This is a genomic window from Saccharopolyspora hirsuta, assembly GCF_008630535.1.
Taxonomy (GTDB): Bacteria; Actinomycetota; Actinomycetes; order Mycobacteriales; family Pseudonocardiaceae; genus Saccharopolyspora; species Saccharopolyspora hirsuta.
This window is the reverse complement of sequence record NZ_VWPH01000008.1, coordinates 59,234-85,479: the sequence shown is the minus strand read 5'-3', so window position 1 is coordinate 85,479 and position 26,246 is coordinate 59,234. Positions and strand designations below refer to the sequence as shown.

The 26,246-nt window shown below is 71.5% G+C and carries 26 protein-coding genes; 5 read left to right on the top strand and 21 right to left on the bottom strand.

Features of this window, described 5'->3' with window-relative positions:
• Nucleotides 1-84: 84 nt before the first annotated feature.
• The 13 genes from F1721_RS18520 to F1721_RS18460 all read right to left on the bottom strand — a co-directional run bounded on the left by F1721_RS18520 (nt 85) and on the right by F1721_RS18460 (nt 11,734).
• On the bottom strand, nt 85-639 hold the full coding sequence (locus F1721_RS18520; protein WP_246155119.1) for an adenine phosphoribosyltransferase: 555 nt from the start codon (nt 637-639) through the stop codon (nt 85-87).
• A complete protein-coding gene (gene secF, locus F1721_RS18515) occupies nt 636-1,808 on the bottom strand; it encodes a protein translocase subunit SecF (RefSeq protein WP_150067974.1) in 1,173 nt (390 codons plus the stop codon). The genes F1721_RS18520 and secF overlap by 4 nt, the downstream gene beginning before the upstream one ends.
• Nucleotides 1,805-3,367: a protein translocase subunit SecD gene (gene secD, locus F1721_RS18510; protein WP_150067973.1), complete on the bottom strand. Its 1,563-nt coding sequence runs from the start codon at nt 3,365-3,367 to the stop codon at nt 1,805-1,807. The genes secF and secD overlap by 4 nt, the downstream gene beginning before the upstream one ends.
• Before the next feature lie 339 nt (nt 3,368-3,706).
• Nucleotides 3,707-4,081: a preprotein translocase subunit YajC gene (gene yajC / locus F1721_RS18505; RefSeq protein WP_150067972.1), complete on the bottom strand. Its 375-nt coding sequence runs from the start codon at nt 4,079-4,081 to the stop codon at nt 3,707-3,709.
• 407 nt (nt 4,082-4,488) lie between these two features.
• Complete coding sequence (gene ruvB / locus F1721_RS18500; RefSeq protein ID WP_150067971.1) at nt 4,489-5,553, bottom strand: Holliday junction branch migration DNA helicase RuvB; 1,065 nt, start codon at nt 5,551-5,553, stop codon at nt 4,489-4,491.
• A gap of 122 nt (nt 5,554-5,675) precedes the next feature.
• Complete coding sequence (ruvA, locus tag F1721_RS18495) at nt 5,676-6,272, bottom strand: Holliday junction branch migration protein RuvA (protein ID WP_150067970.1); 597 nt, start codon at nt 6,270-6,272, stop codon at nt 5,676-5,678.
• Nucleotides 6,273-6,333: 61 nt separating this feature from the next.
• Nucleotides 6,334-6,918, bottom strand: coding sequence for a crossover junction endodeoxyribonuclease RuvC (gene ruvC, locus F1721_RS18490; protein WP_150067969.1), 585 nt, complete (start codon nt 6,916-6,918; stop codon nt 6,334-6,336).
• Nucleotides 6,919-7,029: 111 nt separating this feature from the next.
• The gene (locus tag F1721_RS18485; protein ID WP_150067968.1) at nt 7,030-7,539 is read right to left on the bottom strand and encodes a DUF4262 domain-containing protein; all 510 of its coding nucleotides are present in this window, start codon (nt 7,537-7,539) and stop codon (nt 7,030-7,032) included.
• A 204-nt stretch (nt 7,540-7,743) separates the two neighbouring features.
• Complete coding sequence (locus F1721_RS18480; RefSeq protein WP_150067967.1) at nt 7,744-8,493, bottom strand: YebC/PmpR family DNA-binding transcriptional regulator; 750 nt, start codon at nt 8,491-8,493, stop codon at nt 7,744-7,746.
• A gap of 31 nt (nt 8,494-8,524) precedes the next feature.
• Entirely contained in the window at nt 8,525-9,166 is a 642-nt protein-coding gene (pdxT, locus tag F1721_RS18475) for a pyridoxal 5'-phosphate synthase glutaminase subunit PdxT (protein ID WP_150067966.1), read from the bottom strand.
• Entirely contained in the window at nt 9,163-10,581 is a 1,419-nt protein-coding gene (locus F1721_RS18470) for an amino acid permease (protein WP_150067965.1), read from the bottom strand. The genes pdxT and F1721_RS18470 overlap by 4 nt, the downstream gene beginning before the upstream one ends.
• 143 nt (nt 10,582-10,724) lie before the next feature.
• A complete protein-coding gene (locus F1721_RS18465) occupies nt 10,725-11,036 on the bottom strand; it encodes an AzlD domain-containing protein (protein ID WP_150067964.1) in 312 nt (103 codons plus the stop codon).
• Nucleotides 11,033-11,734, bottom strand: coding sequence for an AzlC family ABC transporter permease (locus F1721_RS18460; protein WP_150067963.1), 702 nt, complete (start codon nt 11,732-11,734; stop codon nt 11,033-11,035). Before F1721_RS18460 ends, F1721_RS18465 begins: the two co-directional genes overlap by 4 nt.
• Nucleotides 11,735-11,803: 69 nt before the next feature.
• On the opposite strand from F1721_RS18460, the gene F1721_RS18455 reads away from it, so the two are divergent.
• Nucleotides 11,804-12,373, top strand: coding sequence for a helix-turn-helix domain-containing protein (locus tag F1721_RS18455; RefSeq protein WP_150067962.1), 570 nt, complete (start codon nt 11,804-11,806; stop codon nt 12,371-12,373).
• A gap of 18 nt (nt 12,374-12,391) precedes the next feature.
• On the opposite strand, the gene F1721_RS18450 is transcribed toward F1721_RS18455, so the two are convergent.
• From F1721_RS18450 to F1721_RS18440, 3 genes are all read right to left on the bottom strand, one after another.
• Complete coding sequence (locus tag F1721_RS18450; protein WP_150067961.1) at nt 12,392-14,506, bottom strand: elongation factor G-like protein EF-G2; 2,115 nt, start codon at nt 14,504-14,506, stop codon at nt 12,392-12,394.
• Nucleotides 14,507-14,617: 111 nt separating this feature from the next.
• Nucleotides 14,618-15,991 (bottom strand): MFS transporter, encoded by a 1,374-nt coding sequence (locus tag F1721_RS18445; protein WP_246155118.1) that lies wholly within the window; start codon nt 15,989-15,991, stop codon nt 14,618-14,620.
• Nucleotides 15,988-16,560, bottom strand: a complete 573-nt coding sequence (locus tag F1721_RS18440) for a TetR/AcrR family transcriptional regulator (RefSeq protein WP_246155116.1) — start codon at nt 16,558-16,560, stop codon at nt 15,988-15,990. Before F1721_RS18440 ends, F1721_RS18445 begins: the two co-directional genes overlap by 4 nt.
• Before the next feature lie 198 nt (nt 16,561-16,758).
• Between F1721_RS18440 and pdxS the strand changes: the two genes are divergently transcribed.
• Complete coding sequence (gene pdxS, locus F1721_RS18435) at nt 16,759-17,676, top strand: pyridoxal 5'-phosphate synthase lyase subunit PdxS (RefSeq protein WP_150067960.1); 918 nt, start codon at nt 16,759-16,761, stop codon at nt 17,674-17,676.
• A gap of 22 nt (nt 17,677-17,698) precedes the next feature.
• On the opposite strand, the gene F1721_RS18430 is transcribed toward pdxS, so the two are convergent.
• On the bottom strand, nt 17,699-18,046 hold the full coding sequence (locus F1721_RS18430; RefSeq protein WP_150067959.1) for a carboxymuconolactone decarboxylase family protein: 348 nt from the start codon (nt 18,044-18,046) through the stop codon (nt 17,699-17,701).
• Between the two features lie 125 nt (nt 18,047-18,171).
• On the opposite strand from F1721_RS18430, the gene F1721_RS18425 reads away from it, so the two are divergent.
• Together F1721_RS18425 and F1721_RS18420 are read left to right on the top strand one after the other, a co-directional pair.
• Complete coding sequence (locus F1721_RS18425) at nt 18,172-19,068, top strand: helix-turn-helix transcriptional regulator (RefSeq protein ID WP_150067958.1); 897 nt, start codon at nt 18,172-18,174, stop codon at nt 19,066-19,068.
• Nucleotides 19,065-19,481, top strand: a complete 417-nt coding sequence (locus F1721_RS18420) for a (R)-mandelonitrile lyase (RefSeq protein ID WP_150067957.1) — start codon at nt 19,065-19,067, stop codon at nt 19,479-19,481. The genes F1721_RS18425 and F1721_RS18420 overlap by 4 nt, the downstream gene beginning before the upstream one ends.
• 28 nt (nt 19,482-19,509) lie before the next feature.
• Here F1721_RS18420 and pgsA read toward each other — a convergent pair whose 3' ends face one another.
• Nucleotides 19,510-20,127, bottom strand: a complete 618-nt coding sequence (pgsA, locus tag F1721_RS18415; RefSeq protein WP_150067956.1) for a phosphatidylinositol phosphate synthase — start codon at nt 20,125-20,127, stop codon at nt 19,510-19,512.
• Between the two features lie 247 nt (nt 20,128-20,374).
• Here pgsA and F1721_RS18410 point away from each other — a divergent pair, with 247 nt between their 5' ends.
• A complete protein-coding gene (locus F1721_RS18410; RefSeq protein WP_150067955.1) occupies nt 20,375-20,902 on the top strand; it encodes a YceI family protein in 528 nt (175 codons plus the stop codon).
• Nucleotides 20,903-21,425: 523 nt separating this feature from the next.
• Here the strand turns inward: F1721_RS18410 and F1721_RS18405 are convergent.
• From F1721_RS18405 to F1721_RS18395, 3 genes are all read right to left on the bottom strand, one after another.
• Nucleotides 21,426-21,905, bottom strand: a complete 480-nt coding sequence (locus F1721_RS18405; protein WP_246155165.1) for an HIT family protein — start codon at nt 21,903-21,905, stop codon at nt 21,426-21,428.
• An 86-nt stretch (nt 21,906-21,991) separates the two neighbouring features.
• A complete protein-coding gene (gene thrS / locus F1721_RS18400) occupies nt 21,992-24,007 on the bottom strand; it encodes a threonine--tRNA ligase (protein ID WP_150068227.1) in 2,016 nt (671 codons plus the stop codon).
• Between the two features lie 139 nt (nt 24,008-24,146).
• A complete protein-coding gene (locus F1721_RS18395) occupies nt 24,147-26,246 on the bottom strand; it encodes a putative bifunctional diguanylate cyclase/phosphodiesterase (protein WP_246155114.1) in 2,100 nt (699 codons plus the stop codon).

Sequence of the window (26,246 nt, the reverse complement as noted above, 5' to 3'; positions counted from 1 at the left end):
GGCATCCAGGGGAAATCGCCGCACCGTTCATCCCCTGGTGTTGCGATCCCCCACCACGTCGGGTACCGGACGACTCCCACCGGGTCAGGCCTGGAGGAGCGCCCGGACCTCCTCGCCCATGATCTTGTCGCGGCCCTCCAGCGCGGTGAGCTCCAGCACCACCGCCGCGGCCGCGACCTCCGCACCGGCCTGCCGCACCAGTCGGCAGGCCGCGCCCAGCGTGCCGCCGGTGGCGAGCACGTCGTCCACGATCAGCACGCGCTGCCCCGCCCGGAGGGTGTCCGCGGGCAGCTCCAGGGTCGCCTGGCCGTACTCCAGCGTGTAGCTCACGCGGTCGGCGACCACCGGCAGCTTGCCGGGCTTGCGCAGCCCGATCACCCCGGTGCCGTAGGCCTGCGCGACCGCGGCCCCCACCAGGAAGCCGCGCGCCTCGACCCCGGCGACCACGTCGAACTCGCAGTCCCGGCCCAGCGCCGAGACCACCGCGTGCAGCCCGGCGCGGTCGGCCAGCATCGGGCTGATGTCGCGGAAGAGCACACCCGGCTCGGGGAAGTCCGGCACCTCGCGGATCAGCTCCGCCGCGCGCCGCAGCGCCAGGTCGGAGGTGTCGGCGACCTGGACCGTCGGCTGCTCCGTCATCGGCGCCGCTTCCCGGTGGGACGACCGGACTTGCCCGCCGGGCGGCTCGGCCGCCGCTGCGTGCCCGCGCCCGCGCTGACCGTCTGCTTCGGCGCTTCCTCCGGCACGTCCTCCCCGGCTGCCTTGGCCGCAGCGCGCTCGCGGCGCGCCTCCACCTTGGCCGCGTGCTCGCGGTACTTCGGCTCGCGCATCTTGAAGTCCACCAGCAGCGGCGTGGCCAGCAGGATCGACGAGATCACGCCGGCGAGCATGCCGACCAGCTGGACCAGCGCCAGGTCGCGCAGCATGCCGACGCCGAGCATCCCGGCACCGACCACCAGCAGCCCGCCCACCGGCAGCAGCGCGATGACCGAGGTGTTGATGGAGCGCATCAGCGTCTGGTTGACCGCCAGGTTCGCCGCCTCCGGGTAGGTGCGGCGGGTCAGCCCGAGCAGCCCGCGGGTGTTCTCCTTGACCTTGTCGAAGACCACCACGGTGTCGTAGAGCGAGAAGCCGAGGATGGTCAGCAGACCGATCACGGTGCTGGGCGTGACCTCGAAGCCGATCAGCGAGTAGACGCCCGCTGTCACCACGACGTCGTGCAGCAGCGCGATCAGCGCCGCCACCGCCATCCACTTCTCGAAGTAGAACGCCAGGAAGACGGTGACCAGCACCAGGAACACGCCTAGCGCGATCAGCGCCTGCTGGGTGATCTCACCGCCCCAGGTGCCGCTGACCGCGCTGTCGCTGATCACCTGCTGGCTCGGCCGCCCCTGGGCGTCCAGCGGCTGCAGCTCGGTGAACAGCGTCTGCTTGACCGCGCCCACCTGCTCGGCGTTCAGCGACTCGGTGCGGATCTGGATGGTCTGGTTGGCGCCGGTGCCGACGACCTGCACGGTCTCGGCCCGGTGCCCCACCGCCTCCTGGAACGCGTCCTGCACGCGGTTGACCTCGATCGGGCCCTGCGCACCGACCGCGGGCATCTGCAGCTTGGTGCCGCCCTCGAAGTCGATGCCGAGGTTGAAGCCCTTGAACCCGATCGAACCGATGCACACCAGCACCAGCAGGCCCAGCGAGACGTACCACCGGGCGCGCTTGCCGACGATGTCGAAGGCCCCGGTCCCGACGTAGAGGCGGTGGAAGACGCTCTCGCGGCGGGTGCCCTCGGTACCTGGAGTCGTCACCTTCACGCCTCCTTGGCGGTGGTCGCGGCGGCCTTGCGGGCTGCTCGGTTCTGGTTACCGAGGCGCTGCACCGCACCCAGGCCGGAGACCGACGGCTTGGACAGGAACTTGCTCTTCGAGGCCAGCGCCACCAGCGGGTGGGTGACGAGGAAGACCACCACGAGGTCCAGCACGGTGGACATGCCCAGCGTGAACGCGAAGCCCTTCACCTGGCCGACGGCCAGCACGTAGAGCACCGCGGCGGCCAGGAAGCTGACCGCGTCGGCGGACAGGATCGTGCGCCGCGCCCGCGTCCAGGCGCGCGGCACGGCCGACCGGAAGGTGCGGCCCTCGCGGATCTCGTCCTTGAGCCGTTCGAAGAACACGATGAACGAGTCGGCGGTGATGCCGATGGCGATGATGAAACCGGCGACACCGGCCAGGTCGAGGGTGAACCCGACCCAGCGGCCCAGCAGCACCAGCACCGCGTAGACCACGCCGCCGGACAGCACCAGCGACAGGATGGTCAGGATGCCCAGCAGCCGGTAGTAGGCCAGGCAGTACACCGCCACCAGCAGCAGGCCGATGCCACCGGCGATCAGCCCGGCCTCCAGGGAGGCCACGCCGAGCGTCGCGGAGACCGTCTCGGCCTCGGACTGGTCGAAGGCCAGCGGCAGCGAGCCGTACTTGAGGATGTCCGCCAGGTCGGTCGCGCTCTGCTGGTTGAACTGGCCGGTGATCTGCGCGTTGCCGCCGAGCAGCGCCGCCTGGATGGTCGGGGCCGAGACGACCTCGCTGTCCAGCACGAACGCGGCCTGCTGGCCGACGTTGGCGGAGGTGAAGTCGGCCCAGATCTTGGCGCCCTCGCTCTTGAAGTCCAGGTTCACCGTCCAGCCCGGCTGGCCCTGCGCCGGGTTCGGCGGCACGGCCTGCGCGTTGGCGACCTCGCGGCCCGGCAGGAACGACGGCTCCAGCAGGTACTTGTACTTGCCCTCGCGGTCGCAGGCGACCAGCGGCAGCTTCGGGTCGTCGTTGCCGCGCAGCGGGTCGTCGGCCGAGCAGTTCAGCGCCTGCAGCGCCTGCATCTGCACGTTCGGGTCGGTGCTCTGCCGGGTGCGCTTGGCCTCTTCGATCTCGCGCTGCTGGTCACCGGGCTGCTGCTGGTGCGCGGCCTGCGGCGTGGTGCCCGCGGGCGGCGGCGCCTGCACCGGCACCGCGCTGGTGACCTTGCGGAAGTTCAGCTCCGCGGTCTGCCCCAGCTGCTTGGCCTCCTCGCTGCCCTCGCCGGGCACCGTGATGACCAGGTTGTTGCCGTCCCGGGTGACCTCGGACCCGCTCACGCCCATGCCGTTGACGCGGGTCTCGATGATCTGCCGGGCCTGGTTCAGCGCCTCGGTGCTGGGCGGTCGGCCGTCCAGGGTGCGCGCGGTGAGCGTCACCCGGGTGCCGCCCTGGAGGTCGATCCCGAGCTTCGGGTACGGCTTGCCGTCACCGGTGAAGAACACCAGCGAGTACAGGGCAGCCACGATCAGCGTGAAGATCGCGAGATAACGCCCTGGGCGGATCTGCCCGGCCGGAGGTGCCACGGCGTTCGTTCTCCTGTCCGGTCTGGAAGCGGTGGTGTTGCGCAGGCGCGCACCCGGCGGAACCTCGGCCGCTCTCTCGGGACGGGACAGCGGTGGTCCCCGAGAGAACGTCTGAGCACCCGCGGGTGGTTCGGGTGCCCCGCCCCGGGAGGCGGCGGCACCACGGTTCAGTTTGACAGGCCCGGCACGGTCCTCACCGCACCGGGTGGCGACCGTGCGTCGATCAGCGATCACGCACGGACGCGGGCCCGGAAGCGCTGTCCGGTGCCCGCGTCGCTACCTGGTGGGCGACGGCCCGCCGCGGGGCCGCGCGGCCCCGGTGCGGGCTCCCACCCGTCGTCAGTTGGTCTTCTGCTGCTCGATCGGCTCGGCGACCTCGGCCTTCGACTCGGTCTCGACCGGGGTCTCCGCCGGGGTCTCGTCCTTGACCTCCGCCGCGGCCGGGGCGTCGTCGGTGGTGACCTTCTCGCGGACCGCCTGGCGCACCCAGGTGGTGGTCATGCCCGGGGCCAGCTCCAGGTCGATGGTGTCGTCGCTGGTGGCCACGACGGTGCCGAACACACCGGAGGTGGTCATCACCCGGTCGCCGGGGGCGATCGAGTTCTGCAGCTTCTGCTGCTCCGCCATCGCGCGCTTCTGCTTGCGCGCCTGCAGGAACAGCGGCACCGCCAGCAGGACGATCAGCAGCGGGAGAATCAGGGAGTTGAGGTCCATCGTGCTCCGTTCAGCGGACGCTTCGGGGCCCAGCCCTCGCAGTACTGCGCCCGAATTGTTCGGATGTTCAAGCCCCAGTGTGCCAGGTCAACTCGGGTCGACGAGCTCTCCCGCTGAGTCGGGAGGGCCTCCGCGGCCCGCCGGGGCGGGTCCGCGCCTGCCGTGCCGCGCACGACCCGTCCGATAGGCACCGAACGAGACGTGAGGAGGATAACGTCACGCGGCGGAGGCGGAGCAGCACCCCGGCACCTGGTCTTGAACCGGTCTTCTGTTGTTGCGGCGGCTTCTCCGCACCCACCCGGCGAACCGGGGCCGGGCAGGCGCCCGAGCTTCCGCCACCCCTACCGCAACGAAGGGATCCGGCGGCAGGTTCCCGCACACGGTATCGGCGTTTTGTCACCGTTGGGTCACTCGTCGAAGAGCCCCGGCTGCGGGCTCCCGGGCGCGTGCTGCGGCGGGGTGAGGCCCAGGTGGCGCCAGGCCGCCGCGGTCGCGACCCGCCCGCGCGGCGTGCGGGCCAGCAGCCCGGCGCGCACCAGGTACGGCTCGCAGACCTCCTCCACGGTGCTCGACTCCTCGCCCACCGCGACCGCCAGCGTGGAGATGCCCACCGGACCGCCGTGGAAGGAGTTGATCAGCGCGCCCAGCACCGCCCGGTCCAGCCGGTCCAGGCCGAGCTCGTCGACGTCGTAGACCTCCAGCGCGGCCCGCGCGACCTCGCGGGTCACCGCGCCGTCGGCGCGCACCTCGGCGAAGTCGCGGACGCGGCGCAGCAGCCGGTTGGCGATGCGCGGCGTGCCGCGCGAGCGCCCGGCGATCTCCGCCGCGCCGTCGTCGCGCAGGTCCACGCCCAGGATCCCCGCCGAGCGGCGCACCACCAGCTCCAGCTCCTCCGGCGCGTAGAACTCCATGTGCGCGGTGAAGCCGAAGCGGTCGCGCAGCGGGCCGGTCAGCGCGCCGGACCGGGTGGTGGCCCCGACCAGCGTGAACGGCGCCAGCTCCAGCGGGATGCTGGTGGCGCCGGGGCCCTTGCCGACGACGATGTCCACCCGGTAGTCCTCCATCGCCAGGTAGAGCATCTCCTCGGCGGGGCGGGCGATCCGGTGGATCTCGTCGATGAACAGCACGTCGCCCTCGGCGAGGTTGGACAGCATCGCCGCCAGGTCGCCGGGCCGCTCCAGGGCCGGGCCGGAGGTGACCCGGATCGACGACCCCAGCTCGGTGGCGATGATCATCGACAGGCTGGTCTTGCCCAGCCCGGGCGGGCCGGAGAACAGCACGTGGTCCGGCTGGTCGCCGCGCTTGAGCGCGCCGTGCAGCACCAGCTCCAGCTGCTCGCGCACCCGCGCCTGGCCGACGAACTCGCTGAGCTTGCGCGGCCGCAGCGACATCTCGACGTCCTGGTCGGCCGGGTCCTGGTGCGCGGCCAGCGAGACGCCGTCGCCGGACCAGTCGGCCTCGTCCTGGTGCATCTGAGCCCGTCTCCTAGTGCGTGTCCTCGAACCCGGTTCCCGGTTCGTCCTCCGAAGCGGCGACCGCGGTCAGCGGTCGTGCACAAGTCTGCGATCCCGCAGCAGGCGCCACCCGCACCACCTCACTTCGGGCCGAGGGCGGCCAGCGCCTTGCGCAGCACCGCCGAGGTGTCCAGGTCGCCGTTGCCCGCCGCCAGCACCGCCTCGACGCTCTGCTCCGCCTGCTTGGCCGAGAAGCCCAGGCCCACCAGCGCCTCGGAGACCTCCGAGCGCACCCGGCCGCGGTCCACCGTCGCGGCCGGTTCGGCCACCCCGGCCACCACGCCGACCTTGTCGCGCAGCTCCAGGATCAACCGCTCCGCGCTCTTCTTGCCGATGCCGGGGACCTGGGTGAGCACCGTGAGGTTGCCGTCGGCCAGGGCGTGGCTGAGCTGGTCGGGCGAGAGCACCGCGAGCGCGGCCAGCGCGAGCCGCGGGCCGACCCCGGAGGCCGTCTGCAGCAGCACGAACAGGTCGCGGGACTCCGCGTCGGCGAAGCCGTAGAGGGTCAGCGAGTCCTCGCGGACGATCAGCGACGTCCACAGCCGGGACTCCTCGCCGCGCCGCAGCCCGGCCAGCGTGGCCGGGGTGGCGTGCACCGCCATGCCCACGCCGCCGACTTCGATCACGGCGTGGTCCAGTCCGATGGACAGCACCGGACCTCGCACCGTGGAGATCATCGGTCAACTCCTCCTCGTGCCGGAACGTTCGTCTTCGCCCGCGCCGCCGCGCGGCATCGCTTCAGCCGCGCGCATCGCGTCCTCCGGTGGCTTTCGCGGCCGCCTTGAGCCGCGCCCGGTGGTTGCGCGCGAGCTCAGCGGCCTTGGCCTCCGCCTGGGCCAGCCGGTTGGCCATCGGCGCGCGCCACAGGTGGCAGACGGCCAGCGCCAGCGCGTCCGCGGCGTCGGCCGGTTTGGGCGCGGCGGCCAGCCCCAGGATCTTGGTGATCATGGTGGTGACCTGCTTCTTGTCCGCCCGGCCGGACCCGCTGATGGCGGCCTTGACCTCGCTGGGCGTGTGGAAGGCGACCGGCAGGCCGCGCCGCGCGGCCAGCAGCGCCACGACGCCGGAGACCTGCGCCGTGCCCATCACGGTGCGCACGTTGTGCTGGCTGAACACCCGCTCGATGGCCACCACCTCGGGCCGGTGCAGGTCCATCCACCGCTCGACCTCGTCGGCCACCGCGCGCAACCGCGACGGCAGCTCGTCCTCCGGCGGGGTGCGCGCCACCCCGACGGCGACGGGCGTGACCGACCGCCCGCGCCCCCCGTCGACCACGCCGAGCCCGCAGCGGGTCAGTCCGGGGTCGACTCCCAGCACGCGCACGACGCCACCTGCCCCAACTCGACCTGAACACTCGTTCGAAACCCTATCGAACCGCCGCGTCCCCCGCCCGCACCGACACGCGCACGCATCCCCCGACGGGGTGAGACGGGTTCAGGGGCCGTCGGTGCCAGGGGTCCAGCTCTCGGGCAGGCCGCTGTCGGTCAGGATCGGCTGGTACTCGCGGAACCCGCCGGGCGCGTCCGGCTGCCACGGGAACTTCGCGTCCTCCGGGCTGGAGACGATCAGCTGCACCGCGGGGAAGTCCGGCCCGTTGTAGACCAGGAACGCGCTGCCCAGGTACTCGGGGTAGTGCTGCAGGGCGACCTTCTCGAAGGTCACCGGGCAGCCCTTCAGGAAGCCGTCGTAGAGCCGACCGGGCACGAACCGCTCGCCCTGGCCCACCCGCTGCACGTAGGTGTTCACCACCGCGTTCGCGACGTCCTCCGGCAACCCGATCACCACGACCTCGGGCTTGCCGAAGCGCCGCCACGCGCCGACCGAGAAGGCGTACTGCGCGCCGTGCTCGTCGCCCGCCACGTGCATCACCGCTGCGCCGTGCTTCTCAGCGGTGTTGACCATCCACCGGCGCAGTTCCTCATCCGTGTCGACCACGATCGCCATTGTGCCTGCGAAGCGCACCGCCCCCACCAGCGGCCACAACACGTACCAGGCGCAACGCCCCGAACGCGCTGCGTATCGCTCGCCGTCGGTCGGGCGGGGAGGCCCCTCCAGCCGGACGACCTCCTCCGCGCGGGCGGGCTGAATGCGGAACGACCGGCCCCGAGCGGTTCGGGGCCGGTCGTTCCAGGTACTGGTGCGGGACGGTCAGCCGACCTCGGCCATGACCTCGTCGCTCACGTCGAAGGCCGCGTAGACGTTCTGCACGTCGTCGCAGTCCTCCAGGGCGTCGATCAGCTTGAAGATCTTGCGCGCGCCCTCGGCGTCCAGCTGGACGTTCACCGAGGCCAGGAAGTTGGTCTCGGCCGAGTCGTACTCGATCTCCGCGCCCTGCAGCGCCTTGCGGACCTCGACCAGGTCGGCCGGGTCGGTGAGGATCTCGTAGCTCTCGCCGAGGTCGTTGATCTCCTCGGCACCGGCCTCCAGCACCGCCGAGAGCACGTCGTCCTCGCTCAGCCCGTTCTTCGGCAGCAGCACGACGCCCTTGCGGTTGAACAGGTACGACACCGAACCCGCGTCGGCCATCGAGCCGCCGTTGCGGGTCATCGCGGTGCGCACCTCGCCCGCGGCCCGGTTCCGGTTGTCGGTCAGGCACTCCACCAGCACCGCGACGCCGTTGGGCCCGTAACCCTCGTACATGATGGTCTGCCAGTCGGCGCCACCGGCCTCCTCACCGGCCCCGCGCTTGCGGGCGCGCTCGATGTTGTCCATCGGCACGGAGTTCTTGCGCGCCTTCTGGATGGCGTCGTACAGGGTCGGGTTGCCATCGGGATCGCCCCCGCCGGTGCGGGCGGCAACCTCGACGTTCTTGATCAGCTTCGCGAAGAGCTTGCCGCGCTTGGCGTCGAGGGCGGCCTTCTTGTGCTTGGTGGTGGCCCACTTCGAGTGGCCGCTCATCTCTCCTCCGTCTTTCTGCGCCTGCGCCGCGTCAGTCCTGCCGCGCGCGGACGATCTGTACGAAATAGCGGTGCACGCGTTCGTCACCGCCGACCAGCTCCGGGTGGAAAGCGGTGGCGAGCACCGGTCCCTGCTGAACCGCGACGATCCTACCGACGTCCGCCGAGCCCTCCGTGCCGTCCGGGGCCTCCGGGACCGCGGCCAGCACCTCGACCTCCGCGCCCACCTTCTCCACCCAGGGTGCCCGGATGAACACCGCGTGCACCGGACCGTCCGGGATCCCGGCGAAGTCCAGGTCGGTCTCGAAGGAGTCGACCTGGCGCCCGAAGGCGTTGCGCCGCACGACCACGTCCAGCGCGCCCAGCGGGCGGACCGCGGGCAGCTCCGGGTCCTGGTCCACGACCTCCCGGGAGAGCATGATCATCCCGGCGCACGAGCCGTAGGCCGGCAGCCCGGCGGCGAGCCGCTCGCGCAGCGGCTCGTACAGCTCGAAGGTGTTGAGCAGGCGGGTCATCGTGGTGGACTCCCCGCCGGGCAGCACGATTCCGTGCACCGCGGCGAGCTCTTCGGCGCGGCGCACCGGGCGGGCGTCGGCTCCGCAGCGCTCGAGCGCGGCCAGGTGCTCGGCCACGCCGCCCTGCAGCGCCAGGACGCCGATCACGGGGTTCGTCACGCCTCCGATTGTCCTGCACGCTCCTCCGCGATCGAAGACCGGGACCTGCCGACCAGCCGCCAGCCGACGAACAGGGCGAGCACCACGACCGGCACCGCGTAGAACGAGGCGCGCACCGCCAGCTCGTCGGAGAAGGCCGCCAGCACCACGATGAGCAGCAGGAACGCCACGACGATCCAGTTGGTGTAGGGCGAGCCGGGCATCCGGTAGGACGGCCGGGTCAGCTCGCCCCGCTCGGCGCGCTTGCGCAGCCGGGTCTGCGCGATCAGCAGCGCGGCCCAGGTCGCGATGACGCCCAGCGAGGCGATCGAGGTGGCGATGTCGAAGGCGTCCTTGGGCACCACGTAGTTGAGCAGCACGCCGATCAGGAACACCGCACCGGTGAACAGCACCGCGCCGAAGGGTGCCTGGCGGGCGTTCATCCGCTCGGTGAACGCGGGCGCCTCGCCGCGCTGGCCCAGCGAGCGCAGGATCCGGCCGGTCGCGTACAGCCCGGAGTTGCAGCTGGACAGGGCGGCGGTGAGCACCACGAAGTTCATGACGTCCCCGGCCCACGGGATGCCGATGCTGGAGAAGACCGTCACGAACGGGCTCTGCTCGCCGCTGTAGGACGTCCACGGCAGCACCATCGCCAGCAGCAGCACCGAGCCGATGTAGAAGACCGCGATCCGCCAGACCACGCCGTTGATGGCGCGCGGCATGACCTTGGCCGGATCCTTGGTCTCCCCCGCGGCGATACCGGCCATCTCCATCGAGGCGTAGGCGAACATGACGCCCTGCATGCTCATCAGCACCACGGGCAGCCCGTTGGGCGTGAAGCCGCCGTGGTCGACGAGGTTGTGCGGACCGGCGGTGGTGCCGCCGACCTCGGCGCCGGTGACCACCAGGGCCAGGCCGACGAACAGGAAGGTCACGATGGCCAGCACCTTGATCACCGCGAACCAGAACTCCAGCTCGCCGAACAGCTTCACCGACAGCAGGTTCACCGCCAGCAGCACGGCCAGGCAGATCAGCGCGGTCACCCACTGCGGGAAGTCCGGGAACCACTTCCCGATGTAGATGCCAGCAGCGGTGATCTCGGCGATGCCGGAGCCCGCCCAGTTCAGGAAGTACAGCCAGCCCGCGGCGAACCCGGCCCACGGCCCGATGAACTCGCGGGAGTACTCCACGAAGCTGCCCGCCACCGGCCGGTACAGCACGAGCTCGCCGAGCGCGCGCATCACGAAGAACGCTGCGATGCCGCACAGCGCGTAGGACACGACCAGGGCGGGCCCGCTCTGGGCCATCCGGCCACCGGCGCCGAGGAACAGCCCGACGCCGATGGCCCCGCCCATGGCGATCATCTGGACGTGCCGGTTGCGGAGCCCCTTCGCGTAACCCTCTTCGCGGTCGAGGGTGTCGGGTGCGCTGACCATGGGGTGCGGTCCTCCCGTGGCGGGAGCCGGGATCGTCCGGCTCGGTGCGTTTCACCCCGGCGCGTGATTGCGATTACGCCGGATAGGTCACGGAGGACCTTAAACAGTGACTTCCGGAGATCGACGCCGGGGTTAACGACGGCTCACACGGCCAGCTCGAACAGGCGCAGCAGCGCCGTGGTGGCCGCCGCGGCGACCACGACCAGCACGAACGGTGCGCGCCGCCAGGCCAGCACCCCGCCGACCGCGACTCCGGCGAACCGGGCCCACCCGGCGAACCCGCCGGATTCGAACACCGCGCTGGTGGCCACGAACGCGCCGAGCAGCACGATCGCGGCGATCGACATCAGCTGCTCCCACTGCGGCGAGATCTGCAGCCGACCCCGCAGCAGCGGTCCGGCCAAGCGCATCGCGTACGTCCCGGCGGCCAGCGCGAAGACCACTCCGAGCGTCATCGGGCTCCCTCCAGCTTCTTCGGCAGCGGCAGCGCCGCTGCCACCCCGACCAGCGCGACCACCACCGGCAGGCCCTCCGGCAGCACCGGAGTGGTCAGCACCGCGATCAGGGCACCCACCGCCACCGCGCGCAGCGTCCGGAACTCGCGCAGCGACGGCATGATCAGCGCGAGCAGCGCGGCGGGCATCGCGGCGTCGAGCCCGAAGGCGGCCGGGTCGCCGACGCCCTGCCCGAGCAGCCCGCCGAGGAACACCGACGGGGCCCAAGCGCAGTACAGAGCGATGCCGGTGAGCCAGTAGGCGCGCCGCTTCTCCGCGTCGGTGCGCTGCGCCATCGCGAACGCGACGGATTCGTCGACCATCAGGTGGCTGCCGACCAGGCGGGCGGGCCAGCTGCGGCCGAACAGGCCGCCGACCGCCAGGCCGAACGGCAGGTGGCGGGCGTTGAGCATCAGTCCGCCGAGCACCGCGGTGACCGGTGCCGCGCCCGCGGTGATCAGGCCGACCGCCATGAACTCCGAGCCGCCGGCGAACACCACCGCCGCCATCAGCGTGATCATCCAGAGCGGCACGCCCTTGCTCACCGCGATCGCGCCGAGCGATGCGCCCACGATGGCCATCGCCAGCGCCATCGAGAGGACGTCGCGCACCAGCGCGTCCCGCCAGAATCCCGTTCGCGTTCGCTGAACCGTACTCACGTTCGCTAGCATGAACGGCGACGGGAGCGTTCGTCAAACCGAATCTAAGGACCGACAGAGCAAACAGCCATGAGTGAGACCGAGAACACCCCGGCCGCGCCGCTGGAGACCATCGCCTTGTCCCTGCGCCGGGAGCGCGAACGCGCCGGGCTGACCCTGACCGAGCTCGCCAAGCGCGCCGGGATCGCGAAGTCCACGCTCTCCCAGCTGGAATCCGGCACCGGGAACCCCAGCGTGGAGACCCTGTGGGCGCTGGGCGTCGCGCTGGGCGTGCCGTTCAGCAGGCTGGTCGACCCGCCGACCCCGCAGGTCCGGGTGATCCGCGCCGGGCAGGTGCCGATCGTGCGCTCCGAGCAGTCGACCTACGGCGCGGCCCTGCTGTCGTCCGGCGAGTCGGGCGCGCGCCGCGACCTCTACGTGCTCGAGCTCGAGCCGGGCGGGGTCCGCCACGCGGAGGCGCACATCCCCGGCTCGGTGGAGCACGTGATCCTCACCGCGGGCCGCCTCGTGGCGGGCCCGGAGGACAGCCCGGTGGAGCTCGAGGTCGGCGACTACGTCTCCTTCTCCGGCGACGTCCCCCACCGCTACGAGGCCCTCGCCCCCGGCACCACCGCCGTCCTCGTCATGGAGCACCGCTGACCGCCGGGGCGGGCGCGGTCACTTCTGGGCCAGCAGGTGCTCCGGCATCGGCTCGTAGCTCTCGAAGTGGCGGGTGAAGGTCGCGCTGCCCGAGGTCAGGGAGCGGACGTTGACCGTGTAGCGGACCAGCTCGCTGGCCGGGACGTGCGCGCGCACCACCGTCCAGCCGCCGCCCTCCGGTTCGGTGCCGACCACCTTGCCGCGGCGGCTGGACAGGTCGCCCAGCACCGCGCCGAGGTGCTCGTCGGGGATGTGCACCGCCACCTCGTCGACCGGTTCCAGGGTGATCAGCCCGGACTGCTCGGCGGCCGCCTTCAGGGCCAGCGCACCGGCCGCCTGGAACGCCGCGTCGGAGGAGTCCACGCTGTGCGCCTTGCCGTCGACCAGCGTGACCCGCAGGTCCACCAGCGGGCAGCCCTCGTTGATGCCCTTCTCGACCTGCGCCCGCACGCCCTTCTCCACGCTGGGGATGAACTGGCGCGGCACCGCCCCGCCGACCACGCGCTCGACGAACTCCACGCCCGATCCGCGCGGCAGCGGCTCCACCTCGATGTCGCACACCGCGTACTGCCCGTGCCCGCCGGACTGCTTGACGTGCCGCCCGTGCCCCTTCGCGGACTGGGCGAAGGTCTGCCGCAGCGGCACCTTGACCGGCACCGTGTCGACCTCCGCACCGCCCTCGCGCAGCCGCTGCAGGACCACGTCGGCGTGCGCCTCGCCCATGCACCAGAGCACCAGCTGGTGGGTCTCACTGTCGCGCTCCAGCCGCAGGCTGGGGTCGGCGGCGATCAGCCGGTTGAGGTTGCGGGCCAGCGCGTCCTCGTCGCTGCGGGTGTGCGCGGTGACCGCGATCGGCAGCAGCGGTTCCGGCATCGGCCACGGCGTGAGCAGCAGCGGGTCGGAGGGGTCGGAGAGGGTGTCCCCGGTCTCCGCCGAGCCGATCTTGGTCAGCGCGCACAGGTCGCCGGCGATGCAGTGCGACACCTCGCGCAGGTTCGCGCCCAGCGGTGAGTACAGGTGCGCCACGCGCTCGTCCTCGTCGTGGTCGGGGTGCCCGCGCTCGGCCATGCCGTGCCCGGAGACGTGCACCGGCCGCTCCGGGCGCATCGTGCCGGAGAACACCCGCGCCAGCGAGACCCGCCCCACGTAGGAATCGACCGAGGTGTGCACCACCTCGGCCGCCAGCGGTCCCCCCGGGTCGGGGGTGAGGGTGCGCGGGTTGCGCCCGTGCGGGTCGGTGAACTCCGGCAGCGCGTGCTCCAGCGGGGACGGGAAGCCGCGGACGATGCCGTCGAGCACCTCCGGGACGCCGACGCCGGTCACCGCGCACACCGGCAGCACCGGGTGCAGACCGCCCTTGGCCACCGCCGTCTCCAGGTCGGCGATGAGGGTGTCCTCGTCGATGTGCTCTCCGTTGAGGTAGCGGTCCATCAGGGACTCGTCCTCGCTCTCGGCGATGATCGCCTCGATGAGCTCGCCGCGCGGCTGGTCGATCTGCTCCCGCAGCCGCTCGTCGGCGGGCCGCAGCTCGCCGGACTCGTACACGCTCTCGGTGACGAGCCCGACCAGCCCGGTGACCTCGCCGTCCGCGCCGCGGTGCGGCAGGTACAGCGGAAGCACTCCCCCGCCGAAGGCGTCCTGGCAGGTCAGCAGCGCGGTGTCGAAGTCGGCGCGCGGCTGGTCCAGGCGGGAGATGAGCACCGCGCGGGGCATGCCGACGGCCGCGCACTCCTGCCAGATCGCCCGCGTCGCCGGGTCGACGCCCTCCGCCGCGGCGACCACGAACAGCGCGGCGTCGGCGGCGCGCAGCCCGGCCCGCAGCTCGCCGACGAAGTCGGCGTAACCGGGGGTGTCGATGAGGTTGATCTTGACGTCGCCGTGCTGGATCGGCGCGACGGCCAGACCGATGGACCGCTGCTGCTCGATCGAGGCGGGTTCGTGGTCGCACACGGTGGTGCCCTCGGTGACCGCGCCGGACCGGGGAATCGTCGCAGTGGCCGCCAGCATCGCTTCGACCAGGGTCGTCTTGCCGGCCGCCGAGGGCCCGACCAGCACGACGTTGCGGATCTCGGCTGGGTCTGAGGGGGCCGGGATAGCCGGCCCTCCTACTGTGCCGCTCTGCTTGGTGCCCATGAGTACTCCTCGCACGCTCCCGGCAATCGATTGTGTCTCCGATCACACACCCGACGCCCAACCCGTGCAAGGTCGCCCCAGCCCGGAGTCCGAACGAGGGACGAACCCCCTTCAGCAGGTGGCGCGACGCCTCCCCGCAACGACGAGCACGCTCACCACGAGCGGCGGCACCGCCCAGAGCGCTGCCGCGATGTAGCCGCCGCTCGTGGGCAGCAGGGCCCCGGCGGGAGTGGCGGCGGCGAGGAGGAGTCCGGCGAGCGCGCTGCCGATGCTGAAGCCGACGCTGCGGACGATCTGGTTGATCGAGAGCACGCTGGCGGTCTCGGCGGGCGGAACGCCGACGAGGACGAGCCGGGGCATCACGGCGGAGACCCCGCCGACGCCGAAGCCGAGCAAGGCCATCGCGATCAGCACGACGACGAGCGAACCGGTCGCGGACGCGAACACCACCGCGGCGATCACCACGGCGATCGCGGAGATCGCGAAGGCCCACCGCTCCGCGAAGCGCGCGACGAGTCCGGGCTGGACCTTGCCCGCGACGAAGCCGAAGAGGGAGAACGGGACGAGGGCAGCGCCCGCCGCCACTCCCGGGAGGCCGAACCCGTAACCGGCGCCCGCCGGGGTCTGCACGTAGCGGGTGAGGAGGCTGAACAGCAGGTACATGCCGACACCCGCGATGAGCACGGCGACGTTCGCCCGGACCACCGGCCCCTGCCCGAGCAACCGCAGGTCGACCAGCGGCGCGGTGGTCCGGAGCTCGACGACCACCCACACCGCGAGGGTCGCGAACGCGGCAACGAGGATCCCCGCCCCGATCCGGGCGTCCACCCACAGCCCGGGTTCGGCGATCACCAGGAGAACGCCGAGCGTCCCGACGCCGAGGAGCACCGCCCCGAGCACGTCGATCCGCGGCCGCTCCCCCGGAGCTTCCCGAGGCAGCACGCGCCAGGCGATGGCGAACGCAGCGGCGGACAGCGCGAACCCGAGCGCGTACGCGGCGCGGAGCCCGGCGAGCTGGTCGACCAGGCTGATCACCGGGTAGCCGACACCGATCCCCACCGTGGACGCGACCGACAGCGCGGCGATCGTCGAGGCGGAGCGCTCCGCGGGCAGGTGCGCGCGGGCGACGCTCATCAGCAGCGCGACCACGGCGACCCCGAGCCCTTGCAGCCCGCGCCCGATCACCAGGGCGGCGAAGGGCAGCGGCAGCGCGGTCAGCGCCCCGCCGATGGCGACGAGGGCGAGGGTCACCAGGATCGCGGTCCGCCGGTGCGGCCCGCTGCCCAGCCGACCGAGCACGGGCCCGGCGATAGCGCCGGTGAACAGAGTGATCGTCAACGTCCACTGCGCGGCCTCGAGCGGTACCTGCAGGCCGGTCGCGACCGCGGTGATGAGCGGAGCGCCGACGCTTCCGATGACAGCCCCCATGAGCGCGACCGCGACGAGCGCGGTCCCGAGCCGGTCCGAAGCACCGGCGCGGCTCACTGGTTCGCCTCGGTCGTGATGTGCTCGAACAGGCCCGCTTGGATCCGGGTGCGAACCCCGTCGGCCCACCTCTCGTCAACGTCCTCGACGTCCAACGCAGCCCCGGCGTTCAAGAGCATCCCGAACGCCAGGAAGGACTTCACCGTCACCGGCTCGAGCCCCGTGACGTCCGCGACCGCATCCCACATCCGCGCGAAGCAGGCCCGAACCTCCGCTCGCACCTCCTCGTCGCCGCAAGCGGCGAAGCCCTGGAGCTGCAGCAGAAGACCTGTGCGATCGGAGAGCAGGTCGTAGTACTGCGCGCCCATCGCGCTCAGCGCTTCAAGCCCGCTCTTGTCCCCGGCCGCCTCGCGCATCGCGCTGCTCAGTCGATCGAACGCGGCACGGACCAGCTCCAGGAACAGCGCCTTCTTCGTCCCGAACATCCGGAACACGTAGGCCTGCGTGATCCCGGCCTCCCGAGCGATGGCCTCGGTGGAAGCCCCGTGCAACCCGTGAGCGGCGAACTCGGCCGCCGCGATCTCCAGGACCTGAGCCCGACGCTCGGCCCCGCGCATCCGCCCAACCACGCCCACCAAGTTACTGGTTACTAGTCACTAACCATTCACCAGATGGCCAATCCCACAGCAGGAACGAGACGAGCACGGGATCAACCGCGCCGCCGCGAAAAGTGGACTACTGGAAATCGGGGTTAGTGGACCGTGTTGCTGGTCCAGTTCGGTTCTAGCCTCGTGTCCGACAGAACACCGAGCAGAGGAAGGCCGAAGGTGACTACCGTCGACGTCAAGGACACCGCCCGCACCGCCCAGACCGGGACCGACGGGGTCAAGCGCGGCATGGCCGAGATGCTCAAGGGCGGCGTGATCATGGACGTGGTCACGCCGGAGCAGGCGAAGATCGCCGAGGCCGCCGGTGCGGTCGCGGTGATGGCGCTGGAGCGGGTGCCCGCCGACATCCGCGTGCAGGGCGGCGTGGCCCGGATGTCCGACCCGGACATGATCGAGGGCATCGTCAACGCCGTGTCCATCCCGGTGATGGCCAAGGCCCGGATCGGGCACTTCGTCGAGGCGCAGGTGCTGCAGTCGCTCGGCGTGGACTACATCGACGAGTCCGAGGTGCTGACCCCGGCCGACGAGGTCAACCACATCGACAAGTGGGCGTTCACCGTTCCGTTCGTGTGCGGTGCGACGAACCTCGGGGAGGCGCTGCGCCGGATCTCCGAGGGCGCGGCGATGATCCGCTCCAAGGGCGAGGCCGGTACCGGCAACGTGGTCGAGGCGACGCGGCACATGCGCCAGATCCGCGCCGACATCCGCCGCCTGTCCGTGCTGGACGACGACGAGCTCTACGTCGCGGCGAAGGAGCTGCGCGCGCCGGTGCAGCTGGTGCGGGAGATCGCCCGGACCGGCAAGCTCCCGGTGGTGCTGTTCACCGCGGGCGGCATCGCGACCCCGGCGGACGCGGCGATGATGCGCCAGCTGGGCGCGGAGGGCGTGTTCGTCGGCTCGGGCATCTTCAAGTCGGGCGACCCGGCCAAGCGCGCCGAGGCGATCGTCAAGGCGACGACGTTCTACGACGACCCGGACGTGATCGCGAAGGTCTCCCGCGGTCTCGGCGAGGCGATGGTCGGCATCAACCTGGACGACCTGTCGGAGCAGCAGCGCTACGCCCAGCGCGGCTGGTGAGCGGTGCCGGTGGGCCGAGCGGTCACGGGTCGTCGCGTTCGACGATGTTCTTCAGGACCGTCGTCGCACCCGTGCCGTTCGGCCACCCGGCGTAGAAGGCGAGGTGCAGGAGGGCCTCCTCCAGCTCGTCGTCGGCGACGCCGTTCTGGCGGGCGAAGCCGAGGTGGAACCGGAGCTGGTCCGTCCTGCCCATCGCGGTCAGCGCCGCGACGGTGATGAGGCTGCGGTCCCGCTTGGACAGGCCGTCGCGCTCCCAGACCTCGTCGAAGAGGACCCGGTCGGTGTAGTGGACCAGGCCCGGGGCGAAGTCCCCGAAGGCGTTCCGCCCGCCCGCCCAGCCCGTGCTCCGCTCGCCTGCGCTGTCGGTCATGCGCTTCTCCCCCTTCGTGCGAACGGATCCATGACACCCCTCGCCCGGGCGGTCGGGGAGTCTCCGACGAGACGTGTACCGGCAGAGCATCCCTCCGCGATCCCGGCCGCCGTAGCGTTGACGGCATGGACACCAGGAATGAGGCACGGCAGTTCCTCATGTCCCGTCGGGCGAACGTCAGCCCCGAGCAAGCCGGTCTGACCGTCTCCGGGCACCGCCGCGTGGCGGGGCTGAGGCGCGGCGAGGTGGCGATGCTCGCCGACGTGAGCCCGGAGTACTACGCCAAGATCGAGCGCGGGAACCTGGCGGGGGTCTCCGACGCCGTCCTGGAGTCGATCGCCCGTGCGCTGCAGCTCGACGACGCCGAGCGCGAGCACCTCTTCGACCTGGCCAGGGCCGCCAACGGCGCCGCCCGGCCGGTGCGCAAGCGCAGGCCGAAGACGTGGGTGGCGCGGGAGAGCCTGACCCGGGCGCTCGACGTGATCGACCGCGGACCGGCCTTCGTGCGCAACGGCCGGATGGACGTCCTGGCCACCAACGCCCTCGGGCGCGCGTTCTACGACCAGGTCTTCGACGGCCCCGGGCAGGGCAACCTCGCCCGGTTCTGCTTCCTCGACGAGCGGGCCGGGGCGTTCTACCCCGATTGGGAGGCCGCCGCCGACGTCACGGTGTCGATCCTGCGCACCGAGGCCGGTCGCGACCCCCGCGACAAGCAGCTGCAGGACCTCATCGGGGAGCTCTCCACCTGCAGCGACGCGTTCCGCACCCGGTGGGGCGCGCACAACGTGCGCCGCCACGGGTCGGGCACGAAGAACTTCCACCACCACCTGGTCGGCGAGCTCACCCTGACCTACGAGGGCATGGAGCTGACCGCCGAGCCCGGCCTGTCGTTCCTCATCTACACCGCCGAGCCCGGCTCACCGAGCCAGGAGCGGCTGGACCTGCTGGCCAGCTGGGCCGCCACGAGCAGCCAGCAGCCCCGGACCAACGATCGCGCGATCGGCGAGGAGAGCAGCGCATGAAGATCATCCCGAAGGCCCCGACCGCGAAGAACCCGCCGGAGCAGTTCACCGGAGACGTGTGGGTCGACCCCGTCGCCTCGCCGCAGGAGCCGGACCAGCGGATGGTCGTGGGCCGGGTGCGGTTCGCCCCCGGGGCGCGGACCGCCTGGCACTCCCACGAGAACGGCCAGACCCTGCACATCACCGACGGCGTCGCCCTGATCGGCACCCGCGACGGCACCGTCGTCCGCGCCACGCCCGGGCAGACGATCTACACCCCGCCCGGCGAGGAGCACTGGCACGGCGCGACGCCCGACGACTTCATGGAGCACCTCGCGATGCTCGAGAACGGCGACGACCCGGCCACGACCACCACCTGGCTCGAACACGTCACCGACGCCGACTACACCCGCGCCGCGTCCGCTGAGGACTGACGACGTGCACATGGGCCGTGTCGGCCGTTCACCTCGTGTCGTTCTGCGAGCGGGCGGAGCGGTGGACCGCGGCCAGGCGCTGGGCGATGGTGATCAGGCTCAGGAGCACCAGCAGCCACACCGCCACGTCGAGGACGTAGGGGACGCCGAGGCCGTGCAGGCCGGTGCCGACGAGGATCACCAGGAAGCGTTCGGCGCGTTCGGCCAGGCCACCGTCCGCGCTCAGCCCGTTGGCCTCCGCGCGCGCTTTGACGTAGGAGATCACCTGGGCGCTGACCAGGCAGATCAGCAGGCCGAGACCGCGCGTCCGGTCCACCTCGACCACCAGCGACCACCAGACCAGCGCGCCGAGCAGCGCGCCGTCGACGAGCCGGTCGCAGCTCGCGTCGAGCACGCCGCCGAACTGCGACGCTCGACCGCCCGCGCGGGCCATCGCGCCGTCGAGGATGTCGAAGAGCAGGAACACCGCCACCACGACGGTGCCCACGAACAGGTCGCCGCGCGGGAAGAACCACAACGCGGCGGCAGTACTGGCGATCGTCCCGGTCAGGGTCACCGCGTTCGGCGACAGCCCGAGCCGCACCAGGCCCGCGCCGATCGGGTTGGTCAGTCGGGACAACGAGGCCCGCGCGAAGATGTTGAGCATTGCTTGAGGGGTCAGCCGCCTGTGCTTGTCGTTTGCCGTGCCAGCAGACTAGCCCGCGCTGATCACCGGTACCGGCGGACGCCCGCCGACACGACCGGCGGTGACCTCCGCCACAGGCGGAATTATTGAAGTTTCAACGTTGTTGGTGCGGGGCGAACTCCCAGCGACGACGGCGCGCGGCAGGGACCGCGGCGGACCTGTCGTTCGAGTTCGAGACAGACTCGCACGTCACACCTTTGGAGACAGCATGACCGCCACCGAGCAGATCCCCGGCTACGTCGTGGGCACCTGGGACATCGACAGCGTCCACTCGGACATCCAGTTCACCGTGCGGCACATGGGCGTGGGCAAGTCCCGCGGCCGCTTCGGCAGCTTCCGGGGCGAGATCGTCACCGCCGCCGACCCGCTGCAGTCCTCGGTCACCGCGACCATCGACACCGCCTCGATCGACACCGGCAACGCGGACCGGGACGCGCACGTGCGCAACGCCGACTTCCTGGACGTCGAGCAGTTCCCGACCGCCACGTTCCGCTCGACCGGGGTCCGCCAGGACGGCGAGGACTTCATCGTCGACGGCGAGTTCACCCTGCACGGCGTGACCAAGCCGGTGTCGCTGGAGACCGAGCTGGGCGGCTTCACCGAGGACGGCCTGCTGGGCCTGTCCGCGAAGGTGGTCTTCAACCGCACCGACTTCGGCGTCGGGCCCGCCGGTGGCGCCATGGTCGGCGAGAAGATCACCATCACCCTCGACATCGAGGCCCGGCTCCGCAGCTGAGACCACCGGGACGGCGGGAGGGCCGGGGACCGCGCAGGTCCCCGGCCCTCCCGCCGTTCTCGCGCAGTTTCAACTGAAACTGTGAATGTCGTCCACGAGGGATCGCAGTTTCAATGAGGTTTTTCCAACCTCGTTCTGCGTGGCGGTGCAAGTGGCGGAACCTCAGCGCCCGCCTGGACTCCGGGTGCCCAACTTGATGTATGCCAATACACGGCAGTTGGGCCGTCCTCGCCAGGCGAACGCTGAGAACCCGCGGCGGTGCGAGCTGCGAGGGTGGGCTATGCGCCTGGCGGCGCATGCGACGACCTGGTCATCGGTGCCGGTCGCCCTTCGCAGCTGCGGTCCACGGCCAGGATGAAAAAGGCTCAGTTGAAACTGCGGTGTCTCGGCGCGTCGGGTGCCCGACACACCGGACGTTGCGGACGACGTCCGCGATTTCAATGGAAATCAGGTGTCCGATTTCCATTGAAATCGCGGTCACCCCGAGGCGCACGCCGCGGGCGGTGCCGGGGTGTTGCGGACGTCAGTCCACCTCGGTCCAGGCGTCGGCGAGGAGCTGGTGGGTCTCGCCGAGGAGCTGGGGCAGGACCTTGGTGTGGCCGATGACCGGCATGAAGTTCGAGTCCCCGCCCCAGCGGGGCACCACGTGCTGGTGCAGGTGGGCCGCGATGCCCGCCCCCGCCACCGGGCCCTGGTTGAGCCCGATGTTGAACCCGTGCGGCGCGGACACCCGCCGGATCACCCGCATCGCGCGCTGGGTGTACTCCGCCACCGCCACCGTCTCCGCCGGGGTCAGCTCCGTGTAGTCCGCCACGTGCCGGTACGGCAGCACCATCAGGTGACCGGGGTTGTACGGGTACAGGTTGAGGATCGCGAAGACCAGCTCGTCGCGCGCCACGATCAGCGTCTCGGCGTCCGGGCGCCCGGAGTCCAGCAGGCGGCAGAACGGGCAGCCGTCGCTGTCGTCGCCGTCCGGCTTGTTCTCGCCCTGGATGTAGGCCATCCGGTGCGGGGTCCACAACCGCTGCAGGGCGTCCTGGACCCCGACCCCGTGCTGCTCGGTCAGCTCCACTCCCTCCGGTCCGACGCTCACGCCGTCCCCGCCTGGAAGTTCTCCGCGGTCGGCGAGGCGTTCTCGCGGCGCTGCACCCAGTCGACCAGCGCGTTGACCGCGGTGTCCACCGGGACGCCGTTGATCTGGGTGCCGTCGCGGAACCGGAACGACACCGCGTCGGCCTCCACGTCCTTGCCGCCGGCCAGCAGCAGGAACGGCACCTTCTGCGTGGTGTGGGTGCGGATCTTCTTCTGCATCCGGTCGTCGCTGGTGTCGATGTCGACGCGGATCCCCTTGTCCCGCAACGCCTTCGCCACCCGCTGCAGGTGCTCGACGTGCTCGTCGGCGATCGGGATGCCGACCGCCTGCACCGGCGCGAGCCAGGCCGGGAAGGCACCCGCGTAGTGCTCGGTGAGCACGCCGAAGAACCGCTCGATGGAGCCGAACAGCGCCCGGTGGATCTTGATCGGCCGCTGCTTGCTGCCGTCCGGCGCGGTGTACTCCAGGTTGAACCGCTCCGGCAGGTGGTAGTCGACCTGGATGGTCGACATCTGCCAGCTGCGGCCCAGCGCGTCCTTGGCCTGCACGGAGATCTTCGGGCCGTAGAACGCCGCGCCGCCCGGGTCCGGCACCAGCTCGAGGCCGGAGTCCTCGGCCGCGCTGCGCAGCGCCTCGGTGGCGACCTCCCAGCTCTCGTCGTCGCCGACGTACTTCTCGTCGTTGCGGGTGGACAGCTCCAGGTAGAAGTCGTCCAGGCCGTAGTCGCGCAGCAGGTCCAGCACGAAGCCCAGCAGCGACTTCAGCTCGTCCTGCAGCTGGTCGGGCGTGCAGTAGATGTGCGCGTCGTCCTGCGTCATGCCGCGCACCCGGGTCAGCCCGTGCACCACGCCGGACTTCTCGTACCGGTACACCGACCCGAACTCGAACAGCCGCAGCGGCAGCTCCCGGTAGGAGCGCCCGCGGGAGCGGAAGATCAGGTTGTGGAACGGGCAGTTCATCGGCTTGAGGTAGTAGTCCACGCCCGGCTTGCGCAGCTCACCTTCGGCGTCGCGCTCCTCGTCGAGGTGCATCGCCGGGAACATGCCGTCCTGGTACCAGTCCAGGTGGCCGGAGGTCTTGAACAGCGTGTCCTTGGTGATGTGCGGGGTGTTGACGAACTCGTACCCGGCCTGCTCGTGCCGCTTGCGGGAGTAGTCCTCCAGCTCGCGGCGGATGATGCCGCCCTTGGGGTGGAACACCGGCAGCCCGGAGCCGATCTCCTCCGGGAAGGAGAACAGGTCCAGCTCGGCGCCGAGCCTGCGGTGGTCGCGGCGCTCGGCCTCGGCCAGCAGCTCCAGGTGCTCGTCGAGCTTCTCCTTGGACTCCCAGGCGGTGCCGTAGATGCGCTGCAGCTGCTGGTTGTTCTGGTTGCCGCGCCAGTAGGCCGCGGCCACCCGCATCAGCTTGAACGCCGGGATGAAGCGGGTGTGCGGCACGTGCGGGCCGCGGCACAGGTCGCCCCAGACGACCTCGCCGTGCCGGTCGATGTTGTCGTAGACGGTGAGCTCGCCGCCGCCGACCTCCATCACCTCGCTGGTGTCCACATCGGACTTGAGGTCGACCAGCTCCAGCTTGTACGGCTCGGCGGCCAGCTCCTCCTTGGCCGCCTCGACCGACTCCAGGCGGCGGCGGGAGAACTTCTGCCCGGACTTGATGATCTGCTTCATGCGCTTCTCCAGCGCCTGCAGGTCCTCCGGGGTGAACGGGCGGTCCACGTCGAAGTCGTAGTAGAAGCCGTCCTTGACCGGCGGGCCGATGCCCAGCTTCGCGTCCGGGAACAGGTTCTGCACCGCCTGCGCGAGCACGTGCGCGGCGGAGTGGCGGATGACGCTGCGCCCCTCCTCGGTGTCGGCGGCGACCGCCTCCACCTCGACGTCGGTCTCCGGCGCCCAGGCCAGGTCGCGCAGGTTGCCCTCGGCGTCGCGGACCACCACGACCGCGTCCGGGCCCTTGGACGGCAGCCCGGCCTCGGCCACCGCCGCGCCCGCAGTAGTGCCCGCCGGAACCTTCACCCGGAGAGCTTGTTGGGCTTGGGAAGGCTGTACGGACACGATCACTCCTCGACTGGGCCGGTCGCCGACCGGCGCGGACACGCTTCGCATCCCGATGCTATCGGCTGGTCGCGGACTGTTTTCGGCCGCCACCCGCACCTCAGCCGGACTGCTCCAGGACGAGCTCGGCCAGCTCGGTGGCCGACACCAGACCGCCGGTGAACGGCCCCAGCGCCAGCGACACGCCCAGCTCGCGCAGGCGGCGGACCTGCAGTTCGTCGCGCACGCCGGCCGCGCTGACCGGCAGGCCCAGCAGCTTCGCCGCGCCGCAGGCGGCCACCACGAGGTGCTCGTCCAGCGGCGCGGGGCCGCTCGGGTCGACGAAGCTGTCCAGGTGCGGGCCCTCGATGCGCGCCATGCCCAGCGGCAGGTCCTTCAGCCGGGGCATCCGGGCGTAGTCCTCGCCGAACTCGTAGACGCACAGCCGCAGGCCCATGTCGGCGAAGATCTCCAGCACGTCCTCGGCGTCGCCCTGCGGGTCGAACAGGGCGGACTCGGGCAGCCCGAGCGCCAGCAGGCCGGGCGGCATCCCGGTGTCGCGGAGGATGCGCTGCACGTCGGCGACCAGCTCGGGGTCGCGCCAGTGCCGCGGCGACATCCGCACGGCGGCGATCGGGGCCTGCTCACCGAGCTGCTGCGCCCAGCGCGCCGCGTGCTCGCACACCTGCTCCAGCGCCCAGCTGCCGAGCCGGGTGATCAGCCCGGTCTCCTCGGCCAGCGCGAAGAAGTCCTCCTCGCCGAGCTCGCCGAAGTCCGGGTGGTCCCAGCGGATGTTGGAGGCGGCCCCGATGTACCGGCCGGTCTGCAGGTCGACGATCGGGCTGTACTCGACGAACAGCTCGTACTGCTCGATCGCGGCGGGCAGCTCGGCGGAGAGCCGGAAGCGGTCGCGGGCCGCCGCGTTGCGCTCCGGGTCGAACAGCACCCACTGGGCCCGGCCGTCCTGCTTGGCCCGGTAGAGGGTGATGTCGGCGTCGCGCAGCAGCGACTCGGCGTCGGTCCCGGCGACCGGGCGCTCCACGATCCCGACGCTGGCCGAGGCGCTGAGCTCGTGCGAGCCGATGCGCGCGGGCCGGGTGATCTCCGCCAGCAGCGTCTCGACCAGGGCGACCAGGTCGTTGGCGCCGGTCGTGTCGGGCACCAGGACGACGAACTCGTCACCGCCCATCCGCGCGGCCAGCGCGCCCTGGGCCGCTCCCTGCAGCCGCTGGGCGACGGTGCGCAGCAGCTGGTCGCCGATCGGGTGGCCGAGGCTGTCGTTGACCGCCTTGAACCCGTCGAGGTCGAAGTAGCACAGCCCGACCCGCCGACCGGGCCGGGTCTCCTCCAGCGCCTTGTCCAGGCTGGACTGCAGCTGGGTCCGGTTCGCCAGGCCGGTGAGCGGGTCGTGCACGGCCTGCCGCCGGAACTGCTCCTGGAGCATGTGCCGGTCGGTGATGTCCTCGTAGAGCACCACCTGGTAGTCGGGTTCGCCGCGGGCGTCGCGGACCAGCGAGGTGGACAGCTGGGTCCACACGTGCGAACCGTCCGGCGCGGTGAACCGGGTCTCCAGCTGGTAGCGGTCGTCGCTGGCCCCGAGCAGGCCGTCGTTGGCGGCCTGCAGCTCCGCCACCCACTCGGGATCGGCCAGTTCGAAGATGCTGCGGCCGACCAGCTCCTCGTCGGTGCGCCGGAAGATCCGCCGCATCGCGGCGTTGGCCTCCTCGATGCTGCCGTCCAGCCGGACCACGGCGATGCCCAGCGCGGAGGAGATGACCACGGCGCGGGAGCGGGCCTCGCTGGCGCGCAGCGCCTCCTCGGCCGCGTCGCGGGCCGCCGACGCCGCGCGCTGGATCAACGACTGCTGGGCCAGGGTCTGCTCGCGCAGCGCCCCGGCGTACCCGGCGGCCAGCTCGCTGAGCACCTCGGTCAGCCGCACCGGGTCGGCCGGGTGGATCTTCGGCAGCGCGGCCGCCAGGTGCTGCAGCGTGCCGGACAGCGCAGCGGAGTTGGTGAAGTGCACGTCGACCAGGCGCTGCCCGACCCCGGCGGCGCGCGCGACGGGCTCGCCGTCGAGCGCGGCGAGCAGGTCGTCCAGGCACTCCGCCAGGAACGCCTCGAGCTCGGGGCGCCCCATCGCGACGTAGCTGGTGTAGATGACCCGGCGGGCCCACTCCTTGACCAGCTCGTCGTGTTCCGGCGCTGCAGCCCGGTCCGGCAC

Coding starts and splice junctions, on each gene's coding strand:
- ruvA (WP_150067970.1), bottom strand. CDS start 6,272: ATGATCTCCACGGTGCGAGGTCCGGTGCTGTCCATCGGACTGGACCAC.
- F1721_RS18455 (WP_150067962.1), top strand. CDS start 11,804: ATGAGTGAGACCGAGAACACCCCGGCCGCGCCGCTGGAGACCATCGCC.
- F1721_RS18405 (WP_246155165.1), bottom strand. CDS start 21,905: ATGGCCTACATCCAGGGCGAGAACAAGCCGGACGGCGACGACAGCGAC.
- F1721_RS18470 (WP_150067965.1), bottom strand. CDS start 10,581: ATGGTCAGCGCACCCGACACCCTCGACCGCGAAGAGGGTTACGCGAAG.
- F1721_RS18450 (WP_150067961.1), bottom strand. CDS start 14,506: ATGGGCACCAAGCAGAGCGGCACAGTAGGAGGGCCGGCTATCCCGGCC.
- yajC (WP_150067972.1), bottom strand. CDS start 4,081: ATGGACCTCAACTCCCTGATTCTCCCGCTGCTGATCGTCCTGCTGGCG.
- F1721_RS18485 (WP_150067968.1), bottom strand. CDS start 7,539: ATGGCGATCGTGGTCGACACGGATGAGGAACTGCGCCGGTGGATGGTC.
- F1721_RS18410 (WP_150067955.1), top strand. CDS start 20,375: ATGACCGCCACCGAGCAGATCCCCGGCTACGTCGTGGGCACCTGGGAC.
- F1721_RS18420 (WP_150067957.1), top strand. CDS start 19,065: ATGAAGATCATCCCGAAGGCCCCGACCGCGAAGAACCCGCCGGAGCAG.
- F1721_RS18425 (WP_150067958.1), top strand. CDS start 18,172: ATGGACACCAGGAATGAGGCACGGCAGTTCCTCATGTCCCGTCGGGCG.
- F1721_RS18520 (WP_246155119.1), bottom strand. CDS start 639: ATGACGGAGCAGCCGACGGTCCAGGTCGCCGACACCTCCGACCTGGCG.
- ruvB (WP_150067971.1), bottom strand. CDS start 5,553: ATGCACCAGGACGAGGCCGACTGGTCCGGCGACGGCGTCTCGCTGGCC.
- F1721_RS18480 (WP_150067967.1), bottom strand. CDS start 8,493: ATGAGCGGCCACTCGAAGTGGGCCACCACCAAGCACAAGAAGGCCGCC.
- F1721_RS18465 (WP_150067964.1), bottom strand. CDS start 11,036: ATGACGCTCGGAGTGGTCTTCGCGCTGGCCGCCGGGACGTACGCGATG.
- F1721_RS18430 (WP_150067959.1), bottom strand. CDS start 18,046: ATGACCGACAGCGCAGGCGAGCGGAGCACGGGCTGGGCGGGCGGGCGG.
- pgsA (WP_150067956.1), bottom strand. CDS start 20,127: ATGCTCAACATCTTCGCGCGGGCCTCGTTGTCCCGACTGACCAACCCG.